This window comes from Stenotrophomonas maltophilia complex sp. Om-AH-Sm3 (assembly GCF_059337855.1).
Window position 1 is genome coordinate 82,718 of the sequence record NZ_JBYBLQ010000014.1, and the last position, 24,213, is coordinate 106,930.

21 protein-coding genes are annotated in these 24,213 nt (G+C 67.7%); 12 read left to right on the forward strand and 9 right to left on the reverse strand.

Annotated elements, in window-relative coordinates; all coding sequences use genetic code 11:
* The first annotated feature begins 81 nt into the window (after positions 1-81).
* Positions 82-618 (forward strand): hypothetical protein, encoded by a 537-nt coding sequence (locus AC10QF_RS16120; protein ID WP_095378901.1) that lies wholly within the window; start codon positions 82-84, stop codon positions 616-618.
* A 314-nt stretch (positions 619-932) separates the two neighbouring features.
* On the opposite strand, the gene AC10QF_RS16125 is transcribed toward AC10QF_RS16120, so the two are convergent.
* The 6 genes from AC10QF_RS16125 to AC10QF_RS16150 form a co-directional block, all read right to left on the reverse strand.
* Positions 933-1,331, reverse strand: coding sequence for a hypothetical protein (locus tag AC10QF_RS16125; RefSeq protein ID WP_111175919.1), 399 nt, complete (start codon positions 1,329-1,331; stop codon positions 933-935).
* A 93-nt stretch (positions 1,332-1,424) separates the two neighbouring features.
* Entirely contained in the window at positions 1,425-3,464 is a 2,040-nt protein-coding gene (locus tag AC10QF_RS16130) for an FUSC family protein (RefSeq protein ID WP_494542501.1), read from the reverse strand.
* A 3-nt stretch (positions 3,465-3,467) separates the two neighbouring features.
* Positions 3,468-4,937 carry an efflux transporter outer membrane subunit gene (locus AC10QF_RS16135; protein ID WP_494542502.1) on the reverse strand — a complete coding sequence of 490 codons (1,470 nt, stop codon included), beginning with the start codon at positions 4,935-4,937 and terminating at the stop codon, positions 3,468-3,470.
* Positions 4,934-5,851, reverse strand: a complete 918-nt coding sequence (locus AC10QF_RS16140; protein WP_069138207.1) for an efflux RND transporter periplasmic adaptor subunit — start codon at positions 5,849-5,851, stop codon at positions 4,934-4,936. The genes AC10QF_RS16135 and AC10QF_RS16140 overlap by 4 nt, the downstream gene beginning before the upstream one ends.
* Entirely contained in the window at positions 5,848-6,057 is a 210-nt protein-coding gene (locus AC10QF_RS16145; RefSeq protein WP_025875651.1) for a DUF1656 domain-containing protein, read from the reverse strand. Before AC10QF_RS16145 ends, AC10QF_RS16140 begins: the two co-directional genes overlap by 4 nt.
* Positions 6,058-6,166: 109 nt before the next feature.
* The gene (locus AC10QF_RS16150; protein WP_005421298.1) at positions 6,167-6,622 is read right to left on the reverse strand and encodes a MarR family winged helix-turn-helix transcriptional regulator; all 456 of its coding nucleotides are present in this window, start codon (positions 6,620-6,622) and stop codon (positions 6,167-6,169) included.
* A gap of 770 nt (positions 6,623-7,392) precedes the next feature.
* Between AC10QF_RS16150 and folE the strand changes: the two genes are divergently transcribed.
* The 4 genes from folE to AC10QF_RS16170 all read left to right on the forward strand — a co-directional run bounded on the left by folE (position 7,393) and on the right by AC10QF_RS16170 (position 13,671).
* On the forward strand, positions 7,393-8,004 hold the full coding sequence (gene folE, locus AC10QF_RS16155) for a GTP cyclohydrolase I FolE (RefSeq protein WP_004141296.1): 612 nt from the start codon (positions 7,393-7,395) through the stop codon (positions 8,002-8,004).
* 112 nt (positions 8,005-8,116) lie between these two features.
* The gene (locus AC10QF_RS16160; protein WP_164093654.1) at positions 8,117-9,586 is read left to right on the forward strand and encodes a DUF3375 domain-containing protein; all 1,470 of its coding nucleotides are present in this window, start codon (positions 8,117-8,119) and stop codon (positions 9,584-9,586) included.
* Positions 9,573-10,274, forward strand: coding sequence for a DUF4194 domain-containing protein (locus AC10QF_RS16165; RefSeq protein WP_005421303.1), 702 nt, complete (start codon positions 9,573-9,575; stop codon positions 10,272-10,274). Before AC10QF_RS16160 ends, AC10QF_RS16165 begins: the two co-directional genes overlap by 14 nt.
* Before the next feature lie 16 nt (positions 10,275-10,290).
* Positions 10,291-13,671, forward strand: a complete 3,381-nt coding sequence (locus AC10QF_RS16170) for an ATP-binding protein (RefSeq protein ID WP_053496750.1) — start codon at positions 10,291-10,293, stop codon at positions 13,669-13,671.
* 88 nt (positions 13,672-13,759) lie between these two features.
* Here the strand turns inward: AC10QF_RS16170 and AC10QF_RS16175 are convergent, their stop codons facing one another.
* Positions 13,760-14,539, reverse strand: a complete 780-nt coding sequence (locus tag AC10QF_RS16175) for a TSUP family transporter (protein ID WP_069138233.1) — start codon at positions 14,537-14,539, stop codon at positions 13,760-13,762.
* Between the two features lie 102 nt (positions 14,540-14,641).
* Here AC10QF_RS16175 and AC10QF_RS16180 point away from each other — a divergent pair, with 102 nt between their 5' ends.
* Positions 14,642-15,034 carry a YchJ family protein gene (locus tag AC10QF_RS16180; RefSeq protein WP_053496751.1) on the forward strand — a complete coding sequence of 131 codons (393 nt, stop codon included), beginning with the start codon at positions 14,642-14,644 and terminating at the stop codon, positions 15,032-15,034.
* A gap of 3 nt (positions 15,035-15,037) precedes the next feature.
* On the opposite strand, the gene AC10QF_RS16185 is transcribed toward AC10QF_RS16180, so the two are convergent.
* Complete coding sequence (locus tag AC10QF_RS16185; RefSeq protein ID WP_494542503.1) at positions 15,038-16,318, reverse strand: GGDEF domain-containing protein; 1,281 nt, start codon at positions 16,316-16,318, stop codon at positions 15,038-15,040.
* Positions 16,319-16,484: 166 nt separating this feature from the next.
* Here AC10QF_RS16185 and egtB point away from each other — a divergent pair, with 166 nt between their 5' ends.
* The 6 genes from egtB to AC10QF_RS16215 all read left to right on the forward strand — a co-directional run bounded on the left by egtB (position 16,485) and on the right by AC10QF_RS16215 (position 22,424).
* On the forward strand, positions 16,485-17,756 hold the full coding sequence (gene egtB / locus AC10QF_RS16190) for an ergothioneine biosynthesis protein EgtB (protein ID WP_494542504.1): 1,272 nt from the start codon (positions 16,485-16,487) through the stop codon (positions 17,754-17,756).
* Positions 17,753-18,727 (forward strand): L-histidine N(alpha)-methyltransferase, encoded by a 975-nt coding sequence (gene egtD, locus AC10QF_RS16195; RefSeq protein WP_072168745.1) that lies wholly within the window; start codon positions 17,753-17,755, stop codon positions 18,725-18,727. Before egtB ends, egtD begins: the two co-directional genes overlap by 4 nt.
* A gap of 83 nt (positions 18,728-18,810) precedes the next feature.
* Positions 18,811-20,079 (forward strand): lytic murein transglycosylase, encoded by a 1,269-nt coding sequence (locus AC10QF_RS16200; RefSeq protein WP_494542505.1) that lies wholly within the window; start codon positions 18,811-18,813, stop codon positions 20,077-20,079.
* A 40-nt stretch (positions 20,080-20,119) separates the two neighbouring features.
* A complete protein-coding gene (locus AC10QF_RS16205; protein ID WP_069138234.1) occupies positions 20,120-21,010 on the forward strand; it encodes a D-hexose-6-phosphate mutarotase in 891 nt (296 codons plus the stop codon).
* A gap of 26 nt (positions 21,011-21,036) precedes the next feature.
* The gene (locus tag AC10QF_RS16210) at positions 21,037-21,807 is read left to right on the forward strand and encodes a DUF2628 domain-containing protein (protein ID WP_065186598.1); all 771 of its coding nucleotides are present in this window, start codon (positions 21,037-21,039) and stop codon (positions 21,805-21,807) included.
* Positions 21,808-21,878: 71 nt separating this feature from the next.
* The gene (locus AC10QF_RS16215; RefSeq protein ID WP_069138212.1) at positions 21,879-22,424 is read left to right on the forward strand and encodes a DUF2628 domain-containing protein; all 546 of its coding nucleotides are present in this window, start codon (positions 21,879-21,881) and stop codon (positions 22,422-22,424) included.
* Between the two features lie 9 nt (positions 22,425-22,433).
* Here the strand turns inward: AC10QF_RS16215 and AC10QF_RS16220 are convergent, their stop codons facing one another.
* Positions 22,434-23,621, reverse strand: a complete 1,188-nt coding sequence (locus AC10QF_RS16220; RefSeq protein ID WP_138953417.1) for a benzoate/H(+) symporter BenE family transporter — start codon at positions 23,619-23,621, stop codon at positions 22,434-22,436.
* Positions 23,622-24,213: the final 592 nt, after the last annotated feature.

Below are 24,213 nucleotides of genomic sequence, written 5' to 3' on the forward strand. Positions count from 1 at the left end.
CCCGATGTCGCATTTGCCCTTTGATGACGCCGCCGGCGCTACCTATCCTGCGTTGCTACCCCAAGACACAGGAACCGGCGCATGGCCCTTATCGCTCTGGATGACCCACGCTGGGCCGAACTGCAGCACGCCTACGGGGCTGCGGATGACATTCCGGAGCTGCTGGCCAATATAAGTATCCCGAAAAACGAAAGATCCGAAGACGATCCGATTGAGGACACCTGGCACGAGCTGTGGAGCAGCCTGTGCCATCAAGGGGACGTCTACAGCGCTTCGTTTGCGGCTGTGCCGCATATCGTGAACGCACTTCTGCTTCAGCCAAAGCCACTCACATTTGACTTCGTTGGATTGCCAATCAGCATCGAGATGGAGAGGCGGGAGGCGGGTATCGCGCTTCCTGATATCGCTGAACCCGAGTACTCCGAGGCGCTTCACCGGCTTGCGAAGTTCGCTGGTAGCGTCGTAATGGAGAAGCACGATTTCAGCACTAGTACGTGTCTGCTGACGGCGCTGGCACTGGAGCACGGAAATGCTGCGGCAGCGTGGGTGCTGGCGTTTGTGGTATCCGGTGAAAGAGACGAAATGGAAGAAGCGATGGAGCTTTTCCGGAATCGATGAAACCTCCAGTCACGTCCGGAATCGCTAGCCAATAGCAGTCGAGCATGGCTCGACTCTACAAAAGCGTACTTCGATCATTCCGACGTTCATCCACGCATGGCGTGGATCTACTGCAGACCGCAGGAAACTGTCGAAGGCGGGGTGGGTCCGGTTGAGGGGGTGTGAGCGGCATGGATGCCGCGACCAAGCCCCCATGGATGGGTTTACGGCGTCCCCCTCAACCGGACCTACCCCGCCATCCCACGGAATGCCAGCCTTTGACGTTGCCGTTGAAGTTGATTCGGCAGGTGCAGGGCGCAGCCCTGCCGCCACACCTATTCCGCGATCAACACCAACCCATCCGGGAACACGATCGCCGCTTCATCCGCACTCACGTCGAAGAAGCCCACGCCGTGCTTCTCGGCCAGATCCTGCACCCGCCCGTGCGCGCGCTCGGCCACCGAGTAGGCGAACGCGCCGTAGATCACCTGCCGGCCGATGCTGTACTCGGTCACCTCGGCGCGGTCGTCATCGTCGTTGCTCAGTGGTCCGTTCAACGGCGGGAATTCCTGCGCCATCTCCGTAAACCACGCTTGCAGCGCCGGGCTGCTGACGGCCGGGTCGTCGTACTCGTGGCGCTCGTTCCACTGCGTCTGCTTTTCGAACCAGGCGATGAAGGCTGCCGCCTCGCGTGGGGCGGTGCTGGCCTCGAACACCATCATGTCGTAACTCATTGGAGCTTCCTGTGCAGAGCGGGGTCAGAGCCTTCGCCCGCAGCGAAGGATCCGACCCCGGCAACGGGGTCTGTGGACGCACAGGGTATCGCGCTACGGCTGCGTCGCCGCGTCCATGGCCAGGCCCGGCGCCAACGCCTTGGCCTCCGGGAACAGCGCGAAGCGCAGGCCGATCAGGCCCATCAGCGCCTCGTCGCGGGCCTTGCACGCCGCCACGCTGCCAACCCGGCCCAGCGAGGTATCCAACCGCTCGCGCAGCGCCTGGTCTGCAGCAATCGGCTTGCGCGCCGCGATCTGCCGCCGGTAGTGCCCAGCGATCTCTTCCAGGATGTGCTCGACGGCTTCGCGGCTGCGCTCGGGCAGTTCCAGCCGTGCACGACGCAGCTGCAGGATGTTCAGGCCGATGCGCGCCTCGTTGAGCATGTCCACGGAGGCGATGTCGCTGCCCTCCGGCGTCGCTGCCAGGCGCGGTGCGAGCAGGCCCAACAGGTCGAGCATGCGTGCGGCGAAGCGTTGCCGATCCTGCTGGCCACGTCCTTCGGCGGCTTCGGCCAGCGTGGTCCAGCCCTGCCGCACCAGCCGGCGCGCGGTCCACTCGGCACCCACCGAACGGAACAGGCGGGTCATCACCACTGCAAAGCCAATGCCGATGAACATCGCGATCGACGAATTGAGGAAGGTCTGGATGTTGGCGCTGTAGGTGTTCTGAAGGCTCAGCAACGCAGCCAGATTGACTGTCAGCGGCAGCGCGAACAGCGCACTCTTGGGATGATGCAGCAGCAGTCCCAGCGGCAGGAAGGCCACCGCCAGCACAAGCGCCAGCAGGCCGAAGTCGTGCACGGCTGGGAACACGCCGAACAGGTACACGCCCGCCACTACCGAGGCGACCATCGCCCACACCAGGAACTGCACCATGCTGGGGGCCGGATCGTCCTGTGCGGCGAAAAATGCGGCCGTCACCGCCGCCATCATCGCGCCGTTGCCGCCGCCTTCCCAGCCCAGCGCGATCCACAGCACGCAGTAGCTCATCAGCGCTACGCCGGCACTGAGCGCGGAGAACAGCGCCATGCCGTAGTCGACGTGCTTGTCGGCGGCCACGCGTTCGGTGCGGATGCGGTAGTGCGCGCGATCCAACGGCGCCGTGCCCTGGTCGATCGCGTGCTGCAGGGTGCGGCAGTCCTGCCACAGGTCCACCAGTTCTTCCAGGCGCAGCAGCAGGCTGGCCAGCTGCAGGTGCTGCAGGTCGCGGTCCACTTGCGGCTTCAGCGCGCTGATGCGCGCGCGCAGCCGCGCGTACTCGCTGGCGTTGGTCGGGCCATCCAGCCACTCGCGGATGTCGTCGACCAGCGCCGGCAGCCCATCCGGCAGGGCCTGCCCATCGCTGCGCAGCGCGCTCAGGCGATCGGCGATCGACGACAACACCGGCAACAGCAACAGCATGCGCTCGCGCAGCCGCTCCATCGACACCGCAGACCCGGCATGGCGTGGATCGTCGCGGCGCAGGAACTCGATCAGTGCCTCGAACTGCACCAGGTCGGCAGCCAGCCGGTTGCGCGGCGCATGCGCGCGGCCACGCTCAAGGATCTGCCGGCACCACTGCGCAGCGTCCTCCATCCAGTTGCCGATCCGGGCGCGCAGCATCGGCCGCACCGACGCCGGGAACAGCAGCGAGGCGAACAGCACCGCCACCACCGTGCCGAGGATGATCTCCTCGCTGCGCGCCACCACGGTGTCGAAGATGGTCTCCGGCGAAGTTACCGCCGGGAAGCCGATGAAGGCGGTGGTGTAGCCGGCCAGCAGGAACGCGTAGCCGCGAGGGCCGCGATTGAGCAGGGCCATGAACAGGCAACCGGCCAGCCAGATCGACATCGCCGCACTCAGCACCAGCGGGGTTTCCACCAGCGCCGGCAGTACCAGCAGCGTGGCCAGCCCGGCCACCAGGGTGCCGACAATGCGGTACACGCCCTTGGCGCGGGTCGGGCCCAGCAGCGGCTGGCTGACGATGTACACCGTGCCCATCGCCCAGTATGGGCGCGACAGGTTGCCGGCCATGGCGATGTACAGCGCGGCCACCGCGGCCAGGTAGGTCTTGATCGAGAACAGCCAGGCCTGGCGATCGGTCAGCGCGTTCATGGCTTACTTCGCCGTGGCCTGTGCGGTGGACGGTGCAGCCGGGGCAACCGATGCCTGCCAGCCGCCACCCAGCACCAGGAACAGGTGGATCTGGTCGCGCGAGACCTGCGCTTCGGCGGCGGCCAGGGTGGCGTCGCTGCTGGCCAGGCTGCGGTCGGCATCCAGGCTGGACAGGTAGGGTGTGCGGCCGCCCTGGTAAAGCCGGCGGTTCTGGTCGGCGGCCAGCGCGGCCTGCTCCTGCGCCACGCGCAGCGATTGCAGGCGGCGCAGGTCCTGCGCATAGCGGTCCAGCGCGGTCTGGGTCTCGCGCAGTGCCTGCAGCACGGTGTGGTCGAACTCGGCCAGGGCCGCGTCGGCACCGGCTTCGGCGGCGTGGATGCGGGCATGCGTGCCCGAAGAGGGCAGTGTCCACGAGATCAGCGGGCCGATCGACCACTGCTGGGTCATCGGCGTGCCGAAGTCTTCCAGCAGGCCGGCGGCGCCCACTGAGGCACCCAGACGGATGTCCGGATACAGCTCGGCGGTGGCCACGCCAATCCGCGCCGTGGCCGAGGCCAGCTTGCGTTCGGCCTGGCGCACGTCCGGGCGGCGCTGCAGCAGCGCACGGCCATCACCGACCGGCAGCGGCTGCGCCAGGCCGGGCGCGTGCGCGCAGTCGATCACCCCGGCCGGCAGCTGGCCCGGGGTCTGGCCCAGCAGTGCGGCCAGCGAATAGGCCGCGGCCGAACGCTGCGCGCGCAGCGGCGGCAGTGCCGCCTCCAGCAGCGCCACCTGCGCATTGGCCCGGGCCAGTTCCGGCGGCGTGCCGCGGCCGGCGGCGATCAGGCGCTCGGTAACGGTGCGGTTGCGCTGCTGCAGCTGCAGCGAATGCTCGGCCACGTGCAGCTCGTGGTTGGCGTGGCAGATCTCCAGGTAGCTGTCGGCCACGTGCGCGACCACGCTGACCTGGGCCAGGTCACGTGCTGCGGCAACCGACTGTTCGTCGGCTCGCGCCGCTTCGGCGCCGCGCTTGAGCTTGCCGAACAGGTCGAACTGGTAGCTGACCGCGAACTTGCCATCGGCCAGGTTGATCACCGGCAGCTCGTGCTCCTGCAGGAACGATTCGGCCGACAACTGCGCGCGGCTGACGCCGGCCTCGGCCTCGTACTCGAAGCCGCCCGCGTCCAGCGCCTGTTCGTACACGGCGGCAGCGCGGCGCAGGTGCGCATCGGCGGCCTTCAGTTCCACGTTGTCACGCAGTGCCTGGGTGATCAGCCCGTCCAGCACCGGGTCGTTGTACAGCGACCACCAGCGGTCGGGCAGCGCCTGGTTGGCGGCAATCTGCGGGTTCTGCGTATCGATGAAGGCCGCATTGGCCTGCGGGCGCTTGAACGCCGAACCTTCCGGCAGTGCATAGTCCGGGCCGACGGTTTTGCACGCGGCCAGGCTGGCCAGTGCGACGATCAGGCCGAGACGGGGCAGGGCGGCGTTCACAGGCCCGCCTGTGTCGGCGAAGTGCCGGCCTTGCCGTTGTGCGGATGGCGGCCGGTGTCCACGGTTACCGTGGCGGTGCGCCCGGCGATCAGTTCCACGCCCTTGGGCACTTCGTCGATGGTGATGCGCACCGGGATGCGCTGCGCCAGCCGCACCCAGTCGAAGGCCGGGGTCACGTTCGGCAGCAGGGTGCTGCCGTTGCTGCGGTAGCGGTCCTCGATACCGGCGGCGATGCTCTCGACATGGCCGTGCAGCGGTGCCGATTCGCCCATCAGGCGGATGTCCACGCGCTGCCCCGGCGCCACGCCGCGCAGCCGGGTCTCCTCGAAATAGCCATCGATGCGGAACGAGCCGGTATCCAGCAGCGCCAGCACCGGCTTGCCGGCCACCACGTAATCGCCCACGCGCATCGTGCGGTCACTGACCCGGCCATCGGCTGAGGCGCGCACCTCGGTGCGGCCGAGGTTGAGCTCGGCCAGGTCGACCGCAGCCTGTGCGGTGGCCAGCGCCGCCTGTGCGGCCTGCAGCTTGGCGCGGCGCACCTCGGCGTCCTCGGCGGCGACCAGGTCCTGCAGGCTGCGGTCGCGGCCGATCTCGCGGCGCAGCTGTGCCACCGAGGCCTGGCGCTCGGCCAGGCTGGCCTTGGCCTGCTCCAGCGCGATGCGGTAGCGGGCGCGATCGACGACGAAGAGCAGGTCGCCCTTCTTCACCGACTGGTTGTCGGCCACGTTCACCGTTTCCACCAGCCCGGACACGTCCGGCGCCACCTGCACCACGTCGGCGCCGACGTGGGCGTCGCGGGTCCAGGGTTCATCCATGTAGTAGACCCACAGCTGGCGCAGCACCAGCAGGGCGACGATCACGGCTGCGCTGGTGAGCAGCACCGGCAGGGTCTTCTTCACGATCTTGTTCACGATTGCATCCAACGCAGGAGGTGGAACAGCAGGCCAAGCACGATCCCGTACAGCGCCAGGTTGAACAGCGCCGGGTGCCATACATGGCGGTAGGCGCCGGCACGCTGCAGCAGCGCGTGCAGGCCGCTGTTGACCAGATAGGCCAACACCATCAACCCAAGCAGGGTCGGGACGAACACTCCGTGGAGACTGAATTCACCGGGCATCGGTAGGGGGCGGGGACGAGGTGGGGGAGGGGAGGGACAACGAAACAACAGCAACGGGCAAAAGCCGCTGGCGTGTGCACGGCAGCGGCGGTGTTCGGGGGCAGCGCTCTTACGTGATGCGGTCGGCGGCCTCGGCCAGCAGGCGCCATGCCTTCAGCACGGCGTGCAGTTCATCCATGGAAAGCTCGCCGAACACGTCCTGGCGCAGGCCGATCAACTGATCTTCCAGTTCGCTGACCAGCGCATGGCCCTCGTCGGTCAGCCACAACAGATTGGCGCGGCGGTCGCTGGCGTCGCTCTCGCGGCGGACCAGGCCACTGGCACACAGCTTGTCCAGCAGGCGTACCAGGGAAGGACCCTCCATGCCCAGCTGCTGGGCCAGCGCCACCTGGCGGATGCCACCGCCGGAGCGGCCGATCATCAGCAACGGCATGGTGCAGGCGGTGGAGATGCCATAGCTGCCGAGCCGGCTGTCGGCCAGGCGCTGCCACTGCCGCCCTGCATAAAGCAGGCCGGAGCTGAGCTGCATCTGCAGCACGGTGCGCTCGTCGAGGGGTCGGTCCATAAGAGATAGATAGGATACTACTAATTTCATTCCTATCAATGGGTTTTTCTGAATGGGTGGGTGCGTAGTGAGGAAAGCGTTGCGCCTGCCTGGTGTCGGGTGGGGCAGCGGGCGCCGGACGGTGCAGGACACGCCGTGAACCCCCCTCCGGGGTCCGGCCCAGCCGCTGGCGGCTGTGCGTTCGGGCGCTTGCGAGGCATGCCTCGCAAGCAAAGCGCCCTCACCCTTGGGGGCTCGGCCGCGGCATCGATGCCGCGGACGGTCCTGCCCCGCCCGGCCCCCGCTTCCCTCCCATCACCCCGCGGGCGCGGTGGGTTGGCTCTTTGAAGGCAGGAGCAGCAGCCAAAGCTGTGCGGACCAACGGTCCGCACCTACCACAGCAGTCGCGCAGTCGCGCGGCGCTTCCGAAGCCATGAACCCAAGCTTTTGACCCCGCTTTCGGGCGGTTCGGCCGCGCCCGCAGGAAACCGTCAAGGAGGGGGAGAGGGGCTGCGCAGGACCGTTGGCGCCATGGATGGCGCCATCGAGCCCCCATGGGTGAGGGCGCTTTGCTTGCGAAGCACTGCTTCGCAAGCGCCCGAACGCCCAGCCGCCAGCGGCTGGGCCGGACCGCGGAGCGGGGTTTACGGCGTGTCCTGCGCAGCCCCCTCTCCCCCTCCAAACCGATAGCAACGAGGCGCCGGAAGAACCCCCCGATGAACCGTCCCCACAGGACGACCCACCCCCCGGTCGGGTACGATGCTCGCCCCCCGTTCGGGACGCTGTACGCAATGAGCAAGAACAACGAAAAGGCTGCCCCGCAGGGCGACGTGACCCAGGACCAGGCCGAGGATGCCGTGCGCACCCTGCTGCGCTGGGCCGGTGAGGACCCGTCCCGCGAAGGCCTGCTGGATACCCCCCGCCGTGTCGCCGAAGCCTATGGCGACTGGTTCAGCGGTTACCGCGATGATCCGCGCGCCTACATGGAGCGCACCTTCGAGGAAGTGGCCGGCTATGACGAACTCATCGTCCTGCGCGACATCGAGTACGAAAGCCACTGCGAACACCACATGGCGCCGATCATCGGCCGCGTGCATGTCGGCTACCTGCCGGCCGGCAAGGTGGTGGGCATCAGCAAGCTGGCCCGCGTCGTCGAAGCCTACGCCCGCCGTTTCCAGGTGCAGGAGAAGATGACCGCGCAGATCGCCCAGTGCATCCAGGATGTGCTGCAGCCGATCGGCGTCGGCGTGGTCGTCGAGGGCGCCCACGAATGCATGACCACCCGCGGCATCCACAAGCGCGGCGTCAGCATGGTCACCTCCAAGATGCTGGGCAGCTTCCGCGACGACGCGCGTACCCGCGCCGAGTTCCTGCGCTTCATCGAAGTGGGCGGCAAGCGCTGAGCCGCTTGACCGCACTCCGCCGGCCTCTGCGGGCCGGCATGCCCACGGCTGCCCGCGCGGCCGCCGCGGGCGGCTGCTCGTCCCCGCCAGCCCTCATGACTCCTTTCGCTGCATGAAGCACCGCGAACGCATCTCCCGTTACCGCCATCTGCGCGAACAGCCCCAGTGGAAGCTGCTTGCCGCCGACCACGCCCCGGAAATCATCGGCCTGCTGCAGGGGCTGCTGATGGACGGCGAGCGCACGCTGCCGTCGTCGGTGCTCAACGAGCGCCTGCAGCGTGCGCTGGATCAGCTCAACGGCGACGAACTGTCGCGCGAGCTGCCGCGTACCGCGCAGGCCTATATCGCACACTGGCTGGCCCAGGGCTGGCTGGAACGCCGCCTGCCCGACGGTGCCGACCAGGAGCAGTACGAGCTGTCGACCGCGGCACTGCAGGCGATCCGATTCGCCGACGGCCTCGAGCAGGCCCGTGTGGCCGCCACCGAAAGCCGCCTGGCGCTGGTCATCGAGCAGCTCTCGCAGCTGGCCGCGCAGACCGAATCCGATCCGGACGCCCGCCTGTCGGCGCTGCGCGACGAGCGCGACCGGATCGACGCCGAGATTGCCCGTGTCGGCGCCGGCCGTGTGATCGCGCTGGACGGCAAGCGCGCGCTGGAACGTGCGCGCCAGATCATCGGCCTGGCCGACGAGCTGACCGAGGACTTCCGCCGCGTGCGCGACGACTTCGAGCAGCTCAACCGCGAGTTCCGCGAACGCATCATCGACGACGAGGGCGAGCGCGGCGATGTGCTGTCGCAGCTGTTCGAAGGCGTGGACGTGATTGGCGAAAGTGATGCCGGGCGTAGCTTCCAGGCCTTCTGGCGCCTGCTCAACGACGCCGAGCAGAGCGCCCAGCTCGATGCCGCGCTGGAAGCGGTGCTGGCGCGTGGCTTCGCCCGCCGCCTGGACCGCAACGAACGCAACTTCCTGCGCGGCTTCACCAGCACCATGCTCGAGCGCGGTGGCCAGGTGCACGATGTGCTGCAGAACTTCGCGCGCAGCCTGCGCGGCTTCGTGCAGAGCCGTGGCTATCTGGAACAGCGTCGCCTCAACCAGCTGCTCAAGCAGGCGCAGTCCGAAGCGCTCGCTCTGCGCGACGAGTTCCCCGCACAACGCGGCATCGGCCGCGACCTGCAGCTGACCACCAGCCGCCTGCGCTCGTGGTCGCAATGGAAACTGCACGATCCGCGCAGCGCCCAGGTCGATGGCAACGTCGAATACAACGACGCAGCCGCGATCAGCCTGGAAAGCGTTGGCGATCTGGTCGCTTCGTCCGAAATCGACTTCCGTACCCTGCGCCGCGACCTGCACGACCTGCTCGATGCGCAGCCGCGGCTCAGCATCGCCCAGGCCCTTTCGCAGCGCGAAGCGCCGCAGGGTCTTGGCAGCGTCATCGGCTACCTGTCGCTGGGCACGCGCTTCGGCAACGTGATCGCCGGCGAGCAGGAGCTTGCGCAATGGCGTGGTGGCGACGGCCAGATCCGTCGCGCCCGCATCCCGCTGGTTTGGTTCACCCAGGAGAGACGCCATGAGCTGGCATGAAGATCCCATCGACGCACCGCAGGCCGACGTGGCGGAAGACGCCTACGAGGCCGAGCCGGTGGCGGCCGTGGCGCAGCCCCGCCGTGGTAACGACGTGTACTACCTCGGCGATACCGGGCGCCTGCCGCTGGATGCGCGCCGTGCGCTGTGCCAGCTGCTGATCGGCCCCAGCATCGACCAGCTGCGCCACGCCAAGCTGTGGCCGGCGCTGATCCGCAGCGAGGCGGCCATCCGCTCATCGCTGGCCGACCTGTTCCTGGAACTGGTGCTCGACCGCGACAGTGGCGTGGCGTTCACCCGCCAGGCCGATACCGAAGACGTCGATGCGCCGGTGCTGCTGCGCACCTCCCCGCTGACCTTCATCGACTCGGTGCTGCTGCTGTACCTGCGCCAGCAGCTGGCCGAGGCCGATGCGCGCGGCAACCGCGCGGTGGTCGCCGACGCCGAGATGGCCGAAGCGCTGGCCATCTACGAAAAGAACCTGTCCACCGACCGCGCCGGCTTCAACCGTCGCGTCGCATCGGCGGTGCAGAAGATGAAGGACAACCACATCCTGACCCGCCTCAGCGGCCAGGAAGACCGCCACGAAGTCTCGCCGGCGCTGAAGCTGCTGTTCTCCGCCGAAGACGTGTCCCAGCTTTCGGCGGTCTACCGCCAGCTGCGTGAAACCCCGGCCGCCGAGGCCTGAGAGACCCGACCATCGCATGGCTATCTCCAAGCACACTCCCGCCCTGTTCAACGAAGGCCTGCCGGACCCGCGCCTGCAGCAGTTCCGCATGCGCCGCCTGCAGGTGCACAACTGGGGCACCTTCAACGGCCTGACCGAAGTACCGATCGCCGAACGCGGCTTCCTGTTCGTCGGCCGCTCCGGCTCGGGCAAGTCGACCCTGCTCGATGCCATGTCCGCGCTGCTGACGCCACCGGCCATTGTCGACTTCAACGCCGCTGCGCGTGAAGCCGAGCGCAGTGGCCGCGACCGCAACCTGGTGTCCTACGTGCGCGGCGCGTGGGCCGACCAGCAGGACAGCGGCACCGGCGAAATCGCCACCCAGTACCTGCGCAAGGGCGCGACCTGGACCGCGCTGGTGCTGGAATACCGCGCCGGCGATGGCCGCGTGGTCAGCCTGGTGCGCCTGCTGTGGATCTCCGGCAACGGCACCTCGGCCGGCGATGTGCGCAAGCACTACATGATCGCCGAGCGCCCGTTCGACATCGCCAAGGACCTCGGCGGCTTCGACCTGGACCTGCGCAAGCTGAAGCAGAAGCTGCCCGACCTGCACCACTTCGACACGTTCTCCGGCTACGCAGAGCGTTTCCGCGACCTGCTCGGCATCGACAACGAGATGGCGCTGCGCCTGCTGCACAAGACGCAGTCGGCGAAGAACCTGGGCGACCTCAACGTCTTCCTGCGCGACTTCATGCTCGACACGCCGAAGACCTTCGACGCCGCCGAGCGCCTGGTCAGCGACTTCGCCGAGCTTGATGGCGCGCACCAGGCGGTGGTCACTGCCCGCCGTCAGGTGGAAACCCTGTTGCCGGCGCGCGCCTACTACAACGATCTGAAGGAAATGCACCGCCGTCGTGGCGACGACGAAGCGCTGAAGCTCGGTGTTGACAGCTTCCGCGAAAGCCGGCGCCAGGCGCTGATCGAGGCGCGCCTGCGCGAGATGGATGTGCGTGACCGCGGCCTGCTTGGCGAAGAAGCCCAGCGCCGTGCCGCGCTCGACAACCACACCGAGCGCCTGGCCGAACTGGAGCTGCAGCGCCGCCAGCAGGGCGGTGAGCGCATCGAGGAACTGGAACGCGAACAGGGTCGTGCCGAAGCTGAGCGCGATCGCCGTCAGGCCAAGCGCGAGCAGGCACGCCAGGCGGCGCAGCAGCTGGGGGCCGAACTGCCGGACGACGCCCATGGCTTCGCCGAACTGGTCGAGCGCGCACAGAACGAGCTGCAGGACCGCCAGCGTGCCTCCTCGGCACTGGACGACGCGATCAGTGACCGCCTGGGCGGCAAGCGCGATGACGAGCGCCGCTTCGGCGAGGTCCGTGCCGAACTCGAAGCGATGCAGCGCACGCCCTCCAACATCCCGGCGCCGATGCAGAAGCTGCGCGCGCGACTGGCCGAGGAAACCGGCATCGCCGAGGCGGCACTGCCCTTCGTCGGCGAACTGATCCAGGTCCGCTCGGAAGAGCAGGGCTGGCAGGGTGCCATCGAGCGCGTGCTGGGTGGTTTCGCGCTGTCGCTGCTGGTCGATGACAAGCATTACAACGACGTCGCCGAATGGGTGAACCGTACCCACCTTGGCATGCGCTTCACCTACTACCGCGTGCGCCGCAACGATGATGCATTCGCCCGTGAGCCGTCGGCGAAGTCGCTGCTGCACAAGCTTGAACTGCGCGAGCATGTGTTCGAAAGCTGGCTGCGCCGCGAGCTGGGCAAGCGCTTCGACTACGAATGCGTGGATGCCAAGCAGCTGCGCAACGTCGACCGCGGCATCACCCGCGAAGGCCAGGTCAAGCATCCCGGCGACCGTTTCGAGAAGGACGACCGCAGTGCGGTGGGCGACCGCCGTCGCTGGATCCTCGGCTTCAACAACCACGACAAGGTGGGCGCCTTCGAGCGCGAAGCACAGGAGCTGGCCAAGCGCATCGCCAGCTGCGAGACCGACATCGCGCGCCTGCGCGGGCAGCGTGATCGCGACAACGAACGCCGCCTGGCCTGCCACGAGCTGGTCAGCATCAGCTGGAACGAGATCGACATCGCCGCTCCGCAGCAGCGCCTGAGCGATATCGAAGCCACCCTGCGCGACCTGCGCGAAGGCAACGCCGATCTCGCCAAGCTGGCCAAGCAGATCGACGCCGTGCGCGCCGACATCGAGCAGTCCCGCCGCACCTATGAAGACGTCCGCGTCGAGCGCGGCCAGCTGGTCAAGGAACGTGATCGCCTTGACCGCGCACGCCAGCAGAGCCGCGCACTGGTGCTGCCGAGCCTGGCCCAAGAGCAGGAAGCCGGCCTCGCCGAGCGCCTGCAGGAACAGGGGCCGCTCAGCCTGGAAACGCTCGAAGCGCACATGCGCCAGGTCAGCAACGCGCTGAACGAGCAGTTGTCGTCCTCGCAGCAGGACCTCAACCGCATCGAGAACCAGCTGATCGGCTGCTTCCGTCGCTTCATCCAGCAGTGGCCAGAGGAGTCGGGCGACTTCACCGTGTCGGTGGCCTCGGCCGAGGACTTCCTCGCACGCCTCGAACGGCTGGAACGCGACGGCCTGCCACAGCACGAAGAGCGCTTCTTCGACCTGCTGCAGAACCAGAGCAAGAACAACCTGCTGGCCCTGCAGCGCCACAGCGCAGAGGCCCGCAAGTCGATCGGCCAGCGCCTGGACGAGGTGAACGCCAGCCTGGAGCAGGTGCCGTTCAACCGTGGCACGCTGCTGACCATCGAACTGAGCGACCGCCGCCTGCCGGAGGTCGCTGAGTTCCACCTGCAGCTGCGCGAGGTGCTGTCGCAGCAGCAGACCGAGCAGCGCGAGCTGGCCGAGTCGCAGTTCACCGTGCTGCGCCAGCTGGTCAACCGCCTCGGCTCGCAGGAAGGCGAGGACAAGCGCTGGCGCGAGCTGGTGCTGGACGTGCGCATGCACGTGGAGTTCATCGGCGTCGAGCTGGATGCGGAAACGCGCCAGCAGGTCGAGATCTACCGCAGCGGCGCCGGCAAGTCCGGTGGCCAGCGCCAGAAGCTGGCCACTACCTGCCTGGCGGCTGCGCTGCGCTACCAGCTCGGCGGAGCCGACAGCCAGCTGCCCAGCTACGCCGCGGTCGTGCTCGACGAGGCCTTCGACAAGGCCGACAACGAGTTCACCGCACTGGCAATGAACATCTTCGACAACTTCGGCTTCCAGATGGTGGTTGCCACCCCGCTGAAGTCGGTGATGACGCTGGAACCGTTCATCGGCGGCGCCTGCTTCGTCGAAATCAGCGGCCGCCACGACTCCGGCGTGCTGCTGATCGAGTACGACGAAGAGGGCAAGCGCCTGAAGCTGCCCGAGCGCAGCCGCCAGCAGGCCAACGAACCGGAAGAAGCCGAGGCCTGACCCGGCCGATTGAAGGGGAATGCCGGCCAGCGGCCGGCACTACCATGGGCGGGGTTCGGTAGTGCCGGCCGCTGGCCGGCAACCGCATTCACGCAGCGCGGAACGTATCCCACGCCATCCGCGCGATCAGCACCACCACCAGCCCCACGAACAGCTTGCGGATGAACGGCGTGCCGCCCTTCAGCGCCAGGCGCGTGCCCACCACCGAGCCGATGATGTTGGCTGTGGCCATCGGCAGCGCAAACAACCACAGGATGTTGCCGGTCGGCACGAAGAACGAGATCGCCGCCACGTTGGTCGCCAGGTTCACCACCTTCGACGCCGCCGAGGCGCGCAGGAAATCCAGGCCGAAGAAGCGCACGAACAGGAAGATCAGGAAGCTGCCGGTGCCCGGCCCGAAGAAGCCGTCGTAGAAGCCGATCGCCGCACCGATCGCCAGCGCGATCACCAGTTCGCGGCGGCCGATCTCCTGCGGCCGGTGCAACGCACCGAAGTCCTTCTTCCACAGCGTGTAGGCCAGCATCGCGACCAGCAGCACCAGCACCAGCGGCCGTACAGCATCCTTCGGCAGCAGGCTTACCGCAGTGGCCCCGGCGAAGGAGAAGATGAAGGCCGTGCCGGCCGCGAACAGTACCGGTTTCCACGGGAAGCGCACATTGCGCGCATAGCGCCAGGCAGCCGCACCGGTACCGAACATCGAACTGAACTTGTTGGTACCAAACAGCATCGCCGGCGTCTGCTGCGGCAGCACCGTGAACAGGCCGGGCAGCTGCACCAGGCCACCGCCACCCACGGCGGCATCCACAAGACCGGCGATGAAGGCGATCACCACCAGCCACCACAACTCAGGGGGAACCAGATCCAGCACGGCGATCAATCAAGGTGGGGGCGCGACAGCATACGCCTGTCCTGCTCCAGGTGACTCCCGCCGCGCGTGGATCAATCCCCGCAACCCGGCGACAATGCCGGCATGAGCCGAAAACCCGCTGAGCCCTGCCCCTGTGGCCTTCCCGCCGACTATGCCGCCTGCTGTGGTCGTTTTCATGCCGGTGAAGCCGCGCCCGATGCCGAGCACCTGATGCGTTCGCGCTACAGCGCGTATGTGCGGGGCCTGGCCGACTACCTGCGCCACACCTGGCATCCGGATACGCGTCCGGCCGAGTTGTCGCTGGACGATGCGCCAGGCCAGCGCACCCATTGGCTGGGCCTGACCGTGCACGACCACGCGGTCACCGGCGCAGACAGTGCTGAAGTGCGCTTCACCGCGCGCTACCGCATCGGCGGCGGCAGCGCGGTGAGAATGACCGAGCACAGCCGATTCCGGCGCATCGACGGCCGCTGGTATTACCTCGACGCGGTCTGAGCCCTACGCACTGGATGCAGCCAGCAGGCGCTGGCCGCCGTGCGCGCGGACCTGGTTGCGACCTCCGTCCTTGGCCATGTACAGCGCCTGGTCGGCGGCCTTGAGCACTGCCGTCGGTCGCGGATCCACGCGGCTGTCGGCCAGCCCGATACTGACCGTCACCTGCACCACCTGGCCGGTGCCGCCGCGTCCGCGCTGCTGACGGCCAGCTTCGTCGTCACGGCTGCGGGTGCTGCGGTCGCGCAGTTGCATGCGGGTTTCCTCGATGCTCTGCCGCAGTGCTTCGACGGCCTCGATGCAGGCCGCCGCTGGGCGGTCCAGGAACACCACCGCGAATTCCTCGCCGCCATAGCGGAACGCTCGGCCACCGTCGCCGACACGCGCCAGCCGCGACCCCACCAGGCGCAGCACGTCGTCGCCAGTATCGTGGCCGTGGGTGTCGTTGAACGACTTGAAGTGGTCCACGTCCACCATCGCGATGCTGTAGGTGCCGCGCGCCCGCTGCAGGGTCTCGTTGAACGCCCGCCGCCCGGGCAGGCCGGTCAGCTCATCGCGGAAGGCCATGTGGAAGGATTCCTGCAGCATCGCGCCCAGCATCAGCAGCAGGGCGGCGCTGCTCAGCGCCGGCAGCAGTACCGGCTGCAGGAAGATCCGCGGCAACATCCACCACAGGCACAGCAGGGCCAGCAGCATCGCCGTGTGCAGTGGCCGCGGATGCCGCCACGCCTGCCAGCCCAGCGCTGCGCTCGCCAGCAGGAACAGCAGCGCCGGCAGCTGCGCCAGCGCATTCCAGTCGGCGGGAATCCAGGCCCAGTGACGGCTCGACAGCAGATCGTGCATGCCCTGCGGCTGTTGTGCCGCAAGCAGCAGGAAGATCACCAGGGCCGCGCCGCAGACCACGCTGCGCAGCAGCAGGTCCTGGCGTCGGCGTCCGCGTTCCGGCCACACTGCCAGCCCGGCAAACAGCAGCGGCACCCAGGCCGAGATTGCGTGGAAGCGCAACGGAGTCCAGGCGTCGACATGGCCGCTGCGCAGGTAGCCCCCGACGTCCCGGTGCAGCAGGGCGAACACCACCGCCACGACCAGCAGCAGGCACAACGTGCGTATCTGGTGGTAGAGCAGGGCCAGGCCCGCGCCGAGGCAGGCCAGCAGCCAGGGCAGGATGCGTTGGGCCGGGCTGGCCACATCCTCGGTGCCCAGTGCCATCCACAGCACCAGGACGACCAGCACGGCGGGCAGCACGAACAGGTAATGCGCAGGCTGGCGGAGTGGATGCAGGGGCACGCAGGAAGTCCAGTGCGGTGACGATGCGGCCGCATCACTGCCGTTAGCGGCGTCCTCACCCGCTTCTTGAACACGCGCTTTTTGAAAAGGTATGCCCGCAACCATGTGAATGGGGCAGTGTGCCGCCATGACGTCGCACTCACCGCACTGCGCCGATGCTGTAGGCATGGACAGCGTACCCACCGCCGTCGCTGCCCCGCAGCACGACCTCGCCCACCACTTCGCACATGTGCGTGCCCGCAGCCTGCAGTTGGCCGCACCGCTCAGTGCAGAGGACGCCATGCTGCAGAGCATGGCCGACGCCAGTCCCAGCAAGTGGCACCTGGCCCATACCACCTGGTTCTTCGAACGCTTCGTGCTGGCAGGATTCGCCAGCGCGCCGGCGCATGACCCAGCCTGGGACTATCTTTTCAACAGCTACTACAAAAGCATCGGTCCAGCGCACGCGCGGCCGCAACGCGGTCTGTTGTCGCGGCCCTCGCTGCAGCAGGTGCGCGACTACCGCCAGCAGGTCGATGCACAGGTGCAATCGCGACTGGCGGCGGGTGACCTCGACGCGCAGGCGCTGCACCACCTGCAGTTGGGCCTGCAGCACGAACAGCAGCACCAGGAACTGCTGTTGACCGACATCAAGCATGCGTTCTGGTGCAATCCGTTGCAGCCGGCCTACCGTGAGGACCTGCAGCCTGCCCCCAGCGCTGCCAGTGCGCAGGGCTGGACCGAATCACCCGAACGCATCGTCACCATTGGCGCCGCAGCCTGGCCGCAGCATGCCGCCTTCGCCTACGACAACGAATCGCCGGCGCATCGCGTGCTGCTCCCCGCACACGCACTGGCAGAGCGTCCCGTCAGCAATGGCGAGTACCTCGCCTTCATCGAGGCTGGCGGCTACCGCGAGCCGCGCTGGTGGCTCAGCGAAGGCTGGGCGTTGCGCGAAGCCGAGGGCTGGCAGCACCCGCTGTACTGGGACGATGCCCTGCAGCGCGAGTACACCCTCGGCGGTTGGCGAGAGCTGGACCCGCATGCGCCGGTCTGCCACCTCAGCTATTACGAGGCTGATGCCTGCGCCCGCTGGGCGGGTGCGCGCCTGCCCAGCGAGTTCGAGTGGGAAGCCGCCGCTGCGTCGCAGCCCCTGCGTGGCCATTTTGCCGACGACGATCAGCTGCACCCTCGGGCGGGGCAGGGCAGTGGGCTGCGGCAGCTGTTCGGCGATGTATGGGAATGGACCCACAGCGCGTATGGCGCCTATCCGGGCTTTCGCCCTTTCGCCGGCAACCTCGGTGAATACAACGGCAAGTTCATGTGCGGGCAATGGGTGCTGCGCGGTGGCAGCTGCGCCACGCCGCGTGGCCACGTGCGTGCCAGCTACCGCAACTTCTTCATGCCCCCGGCGCGTTGGCAGTTCTCCGGGCTGCGCCTGGCCAGGGATCTCGCATGAGTACGGTGCAGGACGCGCTGCAGGCGCTGACCGATCTCACTCCCGGCCGCCAGCAGATCCTTGCCGACGTGGTGGCCGGGCTGTTGCGCACGCCCCGCCAGCTGCCATCCAAGTACTTCTACGATGCACGCGGCTCGCGCCTGTTCGAGCAGATCACGCATACGCCCGAGTACTACCCCACGCGCACCGAGCTGGCCCTGCTTTCACGGGTACTGCCGGACATCGCCCGAAGCGTCGGGCCGCACCTGCACGTGGTGGAACTGGGCAGCGGCAGTGGCCGCAAGACCGCGTTGCTGCTGGCCGCCCTGCACGACCCGGTGGCCTACACGCCGATTGAAATCTCACGTGCCGCGCTGCTGTCCAGCATCGACCATCTGGCCCCGGCGCTGCCCGAGGTGGAGATGCTGCCGGTCTGTGCCGACTTTACCCGTCCCGTCGCCGTACCCATGCCCGAACGCGAACCCGCGCGACGGCTGCTGTTCTTCCCGGGCTCCACGCTGGGCAACTTTGAAGGCGAGGACGCGGTCGCGCTGCTGCGCGCGATGCGCCAGACCATGGGGCATGATGGCCTGGCCCTGGTCGGGATCGACCTGCACAAGGACCCGGCGTTGATCGAGGCGGCCTACAACGATGCGCAGGGCGTCACCGCCGCATTCACCCTCAACCTGCTGGCCCGCCTGAACCGCGAGATCGGCAGCGACTTCGATCTCGATGGCTTCCGTCATCGTGCACGCTACAGCACCGCGCGGTTGCGCATCGAGACCGATCTGGTCAGCCAGCGGGCACAGGACGTCCACCTGGATGGCCGCATTTTCCACTTCGCCGCCGGTGAACCCATTCGCGTCGAGTACAGCCACAAGTACACCGAGGACAGCTTCGACGCGCTGTTGCGGCAGGCGGGCCTGCAGGTGGCGCAGCGATGGGATGCCGAAAGCCCCGCCTATGGCCTGCGCCTGCTGCGCCGCGCCTGAGGTGGTGGCCAGCCGGTGCCCCTTCAGGTTCGGCGGCACCGCTGCCCCTAAGATGGCCGTGCAACGGCAACACGGAGGACGCCATGCCTGTTCTGACCACGCTCGGCCTGGCGGCCGCCCTTGCGTCGACCCCGACGCTGCCTGCGGCTTCCGCCGCCAGCACCGATCCGGCGTTCAGCCGCTGCTTGGCGGGCCTGCAGGCCACCGCCGCGACCCAGGGCATCGGCGCCGACCGCTTCAACGAGATCACCGCCGGGCTCACCCCGGACCCCAGCGTGCTCGGCCTGCTCGATGCACAGCCCGAATTCACCACGCCGATCTGGGACTATCTGGCCGCGCTGGTTGATCGCCAGCGCGTCGCTGATGGTCGCGCCCTGCTGCTGCAGCACCGCGACCTGCTCGATCGTGTGTCGGCCCAGTATGGCGTCGATCCGGCCACCATCGTCGCGGTCTGGGGCGTGGAGAGCGACTACGGCCGCGTGTTCGGCAAGCGCCCGCTGCTGCAGTCATTGGCCACGCTGTCGTGCGCCGGCCGCCGCCAACCTTTCTTCCGCGGTGAGCTGCTGGCGCTGCTCAAGCTGATCGACCGCGGCGACCTGCAGGCACAGGGGCTCACCGGCTCCTGGGCCGGTGCCTTCGGGCACACCCAGTTCATGCCCAGCACCTATGCACGCATCGCCGTGGACGGTGATGGCGATGGCCGCCGCGATCTGGTCGGCAGCATTCCCGATGCACTGGCCTCCACCGCCAACTATCTCAAGCGTGCCGGTTGGCGCAGTGGCGAACCATGGGGCATGGAGGTGCGTGTGCCCGCCGGCTTCAACGCCAGCCAGGCCGGCCGCACCCAGCGTCGCGCCCTGGCCGACTGGCGCGCGCAGGGCGTGACCGCGCTGGATGGCAGCGCGTTGGCTCCGGCCAACCTGCCGGCGGATGCGCGCGCCGCCCTGCTGCTGCCGGCCGGCAACAACGGCCCGGCGCTGCTGGTGTTCCGCAACTACGACGCGATCTACAGCTACAACGCTGCCGAAAGCTATGCGCTGGCGATCGCGACGCTTGCTGACCAGCTGCGTGGCGGCACCGGGTTGGCTACCGCCTGGCCGACCGACGATCCAGGCCTGGGCCGCGATGAGCGCCGCCAGCTGCAGACCCTGCTGCTGGCCCGCGGCCACGACATCGGTGCCGCCGACGGCATGATCGGTGCCGCCACGCGTCGCGCGATCCAGGCCGAGCAGCAGCGACTGGGCTGGAGCGAGGTGGACGGCCGCGCAGGCCAGCGCATCCTGCGCACGCTGCAGGAAGAGGCGGCCGCCATCGCACCCGCTGGGCAGAATGCCTTGCCGGCGGCACGTTGACCGCGACATCATCGCCGCGGTCTTCAAGGAGCGTCATCGCATGCAGTCGAATCCGGACATCAGCACCGGCCTGTATCACGGCCTGGAGGCCTGGCAGGTGCGAACCGCCAATGCCACAGCGGTCGTGAGTGTGTTTGGTGGCCAGCTGCTGTCGTTCATTCCCGATGGGCAGCCCGATCTGTTCTGGCTTTCGCCCACGCGCGCCGAGCTGCCCACGCCCATCCGCGGTGGCGTCCCGGTGTGCTGGCCGTGGTTCGGCCGCCAGGGCCAGAGTGCCGATGTACCGGCGCATGGCCTGGTACGTACCGCGCGCTGGGAGCTTCTGCAGGCCACCCAGAGCGATGATGGCGAGGTCGAGCTGCAGTTGGCACCTGCGCCCTGCGCCGATCCCGGCCTGCGCCTGCAGATGCAGCTGCGCATCGGCCGCCAGCTGCGCCAGCAGCTCGTCACCGAGAACACCGGAACCTCGCCGGTGACCTTCACCCAGGCCCTGCACAGCTACTTCCGGGTCGGCGATGCCACTCGTGTCGAGGTCGATGGCCTCGACGGCCTGCAGTACCTGGACAAGTACGAGGACGGCGCGCAGCTGCGCCAGCAGCAGGGGCCCTGGTCGCTGCGTGACCCGCGCGATCCGGGGCGCAGCGACCGCATCTATACCGGTGCCGGCGGCCACTACGTGCTTCGCGATCCCGTCCTGCAGCGGCGGATCGAGATCCGCAGCGAAGGCAGCCAGACCCTGGTGGCCTGGAACCCGGGCATGGAGGCAGCGGCGAAGATGGCCGATGTCGGCGAGGGCTGGCGCGATTACGTGTGCCTGGAAGTGGCCAACGCCGGGCCAGAGCAGATTACGCTTGCACCCGGCGCGCGCCACCAGCTTGTGCAGGTGTTGGCCAGTGAACCGCTGCAGGCCGTGTCGGGAGTTTCAGAGTAGCGATGGGATCGACAGGAATGGATGGCATGCAGGAAGCACAGTGGTGGTACGCCAACAGCAAGCAGAGCGAAGGGCCGGTGGACCTGGCCGGGTTGCGCCGGTTGCAGCAGGACGGCACCGTAACCGCACGCACGCTGCTGTGGCGCGTAGGGATGGCATCGTGGCGGCCACTGGCCGAACTGGATCCTTCGCTGGCGCAGATGGCTCCGAACCCCTCGCCGGTTGAACCGGTGCCGGCGGTCACCGTCAGCGATACCCGGACCGCTGATCCGTCCGACCCCTACCGTGCACCCGCCGCTTCGCCCGTGGCCGCGACCGTACCGGAGCTGGAAGGCGACATCGCCTTGTACGCCGCCGTGGTCGGCGGCAACTTCCCGATCTATCGACAACGCTGGCGGCTGGACCAGGGCATCGCCGAGGGCAACGGCACCTGGCACTGGCCGGCCTTCCTGGTCGGCGTGATCTGGATGGTGTACCGGCGGATGTACCGGCTGGCGGCGATCTGGGCTGGCATGCTGGTGTTCTTCAGTATCGCCGAGGCGTTGCTGGGCGTACCGGAAGGCGTGTCGATGGTCATCACCCTTGCGATCAACGTCACCGCTGCGGTGTATGCCAATCGCTGGTACCTGGCGCATTGCCAGCGTGAGATCGCCCGCGCGCGCGCCTTGGCGGGCGATGACGAGGCACGCCTGCGCAGCGAGCTGTCCAAGCGGGGTGATACCAATGCAGCGGCCGCAGCCATGGTTGCCATCATTGTCGTTGCGGCGATGTTCGTCGGCCAGGCAATGGCAGGCTGAGACCGGAGCAGCTTCAGATTCACCGATGCCTGCCGCTACTGCGGGTTCATCCCGGGCATGGAATCGCCGACATGAATCATCTGGATACCCCGCCGGTTTCTCCGACGGATGACAATCCCTATCTCGCGCCTGCTGCAGAGGTGGACGGTGCGACCGCTCCATCCGACGCGGACGATCTGAACCTCCTCGTGGGGCCCAACGCAGCGCTCTACCGCCAGCGCTGGCACCTGGACAGCCCAGTGCCGAAGCCGCCGCGGCCGTGGCACTGGCCCGCCTTCCTGGTGCCGACCTACTGGCTGCTGCACCGGAAAATGTACCTGGCGGCCATCCTCTTCGAGCTGGTCCTGTTCGGCATCGCGCTGCTGGCGGCCCGTGCCAATCCGTTGCTCATGGTGGTGTTGCTGGCGGTGCCACGGTTTGCCATCGCGATGACCGCCAATACCCTGTACCTGCGCTATTGCACGCGGCTGCTGGGCAAAGTGAAGGCTGCTCACGCCGGGCAGCACCACCGCATCCGTACCGAACTGCAGCGTCGTGGCGGGACCAGCGTCTGGGCGGTGGTGATCGGCATGGCGGCTGTCGGGGTGATCAACACCGTCGCCCGCATGGCGGCCTGACACGTTTGCTCAGGCTGGTGCCCGTGCCCGCAATACCAGCAGGCACAGCGCACCGGCCACCAGCCCCCAGAACGCCGAGCCGATGCCGGCCAGTGAGACGCCCGAGGCGGTGACCAGGAAGGTGACCAGTGCCGCCTCGCGGTCCCGCTCTACCGCCAGCGCACTGGCCAGGCTGTTGCCGATGGTGCCGAACAGGGCGATACCGGCCACGCAGGCCACCAGCTCCTTGGGGAAGGCCGCGAACAGTGCGGCCACCGTGGCGCCGAACAGCCCGACGACAATGTAGAAGGCACCGGCCGCCATCGCCGCGGTATAGCGGCGTGCCGGATCCTCATGTGCATCACGGCCCATGCAGATCGCGGCGGTGATCGCGGCCAGGTTCAGCGCGTACGCACCGAACGGCGCCAGTAGTGTATTGACCACACCGATCCAGCCGATCAGCGGTGACACCGGGGCGTCGTAGCCGGATGCGCGCATCACCGCCACGCCGGGAATGTTCTGCGAGGCCATGGTGACCACGAACAGGGGCAGGGCGATGCCGGCCACGGCGGTCCATGACAGGGAGGGCGTCACCCACTGCGGGATCGCCAGCTGCAGATGCACCTGCTGGGCGTGCAGCAGGCCGTGGCTCGCGGCGACGGCGATGCCGACCAGCAACGTGGCGATCACCGCATAGCGCGGGAACAGCCTGCGCCCGGCCAGCCAGGTGGTGAACATCGCCAGTGCCAGCACCAGCTGGGTATTCATGGCCACGAACACATCCAGCCCGAAGCGCAGCAGGACACCGGCCAGCATGCCGGCGGCCAGCGCCATCGGCACCCGTTGCATCAGTCGGGCGAAGATGCCCGAGAAGCCCGCCAGCAAGCTGAGTACGGCGGCCAGCAGGAATGCGCCCGTGGCCTCGGCGAGCGACGCGCCGCCGGCACCCACCACCAGCATCGCCGCGCCCGGCGTCGACCACGCCGTCACCACCGGCACGCGATAGCGCAGTGACAGGCCAATGCAGGTCACGCCCATGCCCAGCCCCAGCGCCCACATCCAGGAGGCGATCTGCGCCTGGTCGGCGCCGACGGCCTGTGCGGCCTGGAACACGATCACGGCTGAGCTGGCGAAGCCGACCAGCACCGTAATGAAGCCAGCGACGATGGCTGGCATCGAAAGATCGCGCCACCATGCGCGCCGCACCTGCATGCTCATTGCTCTGTCTCCACTGTGCATCCCTGCATTGTGCATCCCTGCATTGATAGGGGTTGCGGCGTTGACCGCGCAACGCGCGGGCAACGCCGCAGTGATCTTCGAGCGTACGTCATGCGTGATGTCGCGGTGCTTCTGTCATCACCGTGCAAAAAAAGCCTTGACGAAATCTGCAGGATCTCTAGAATTCGCCCCCTTGCTGCAGCGCATCGCTTCTCCGGAAACGACACGCGAACAGCGACGCCACCACCGACGAACGAGTTGATCGAACGAAGGTGTTGACGGACTCGAAAAGTCCGGCATAATAGGCGGCTCGCAACGACGAAAGGCCGTCGGGCCCAACGACGAAGCAGCATCGGCAACAACGTCCACTCCGGTGAGACGGCCTTGAAAAAAGGTGTTGACGAAGCAGAAAAGCCGGCTATAATGGGCGGCTCGCTACGAAGGAAACTTCGCAGCACACGGGAACGGCGCTGAGGCCACTTCCCCGGATCTTTGAAAGTATGCGCAGGTATCTTGTGAAGGCGCCTGCAGGAAGGATGATTGTCCATCTTGCAGACGTTTGATCAAGCAACTATTAATTGTTTTAAAGCAA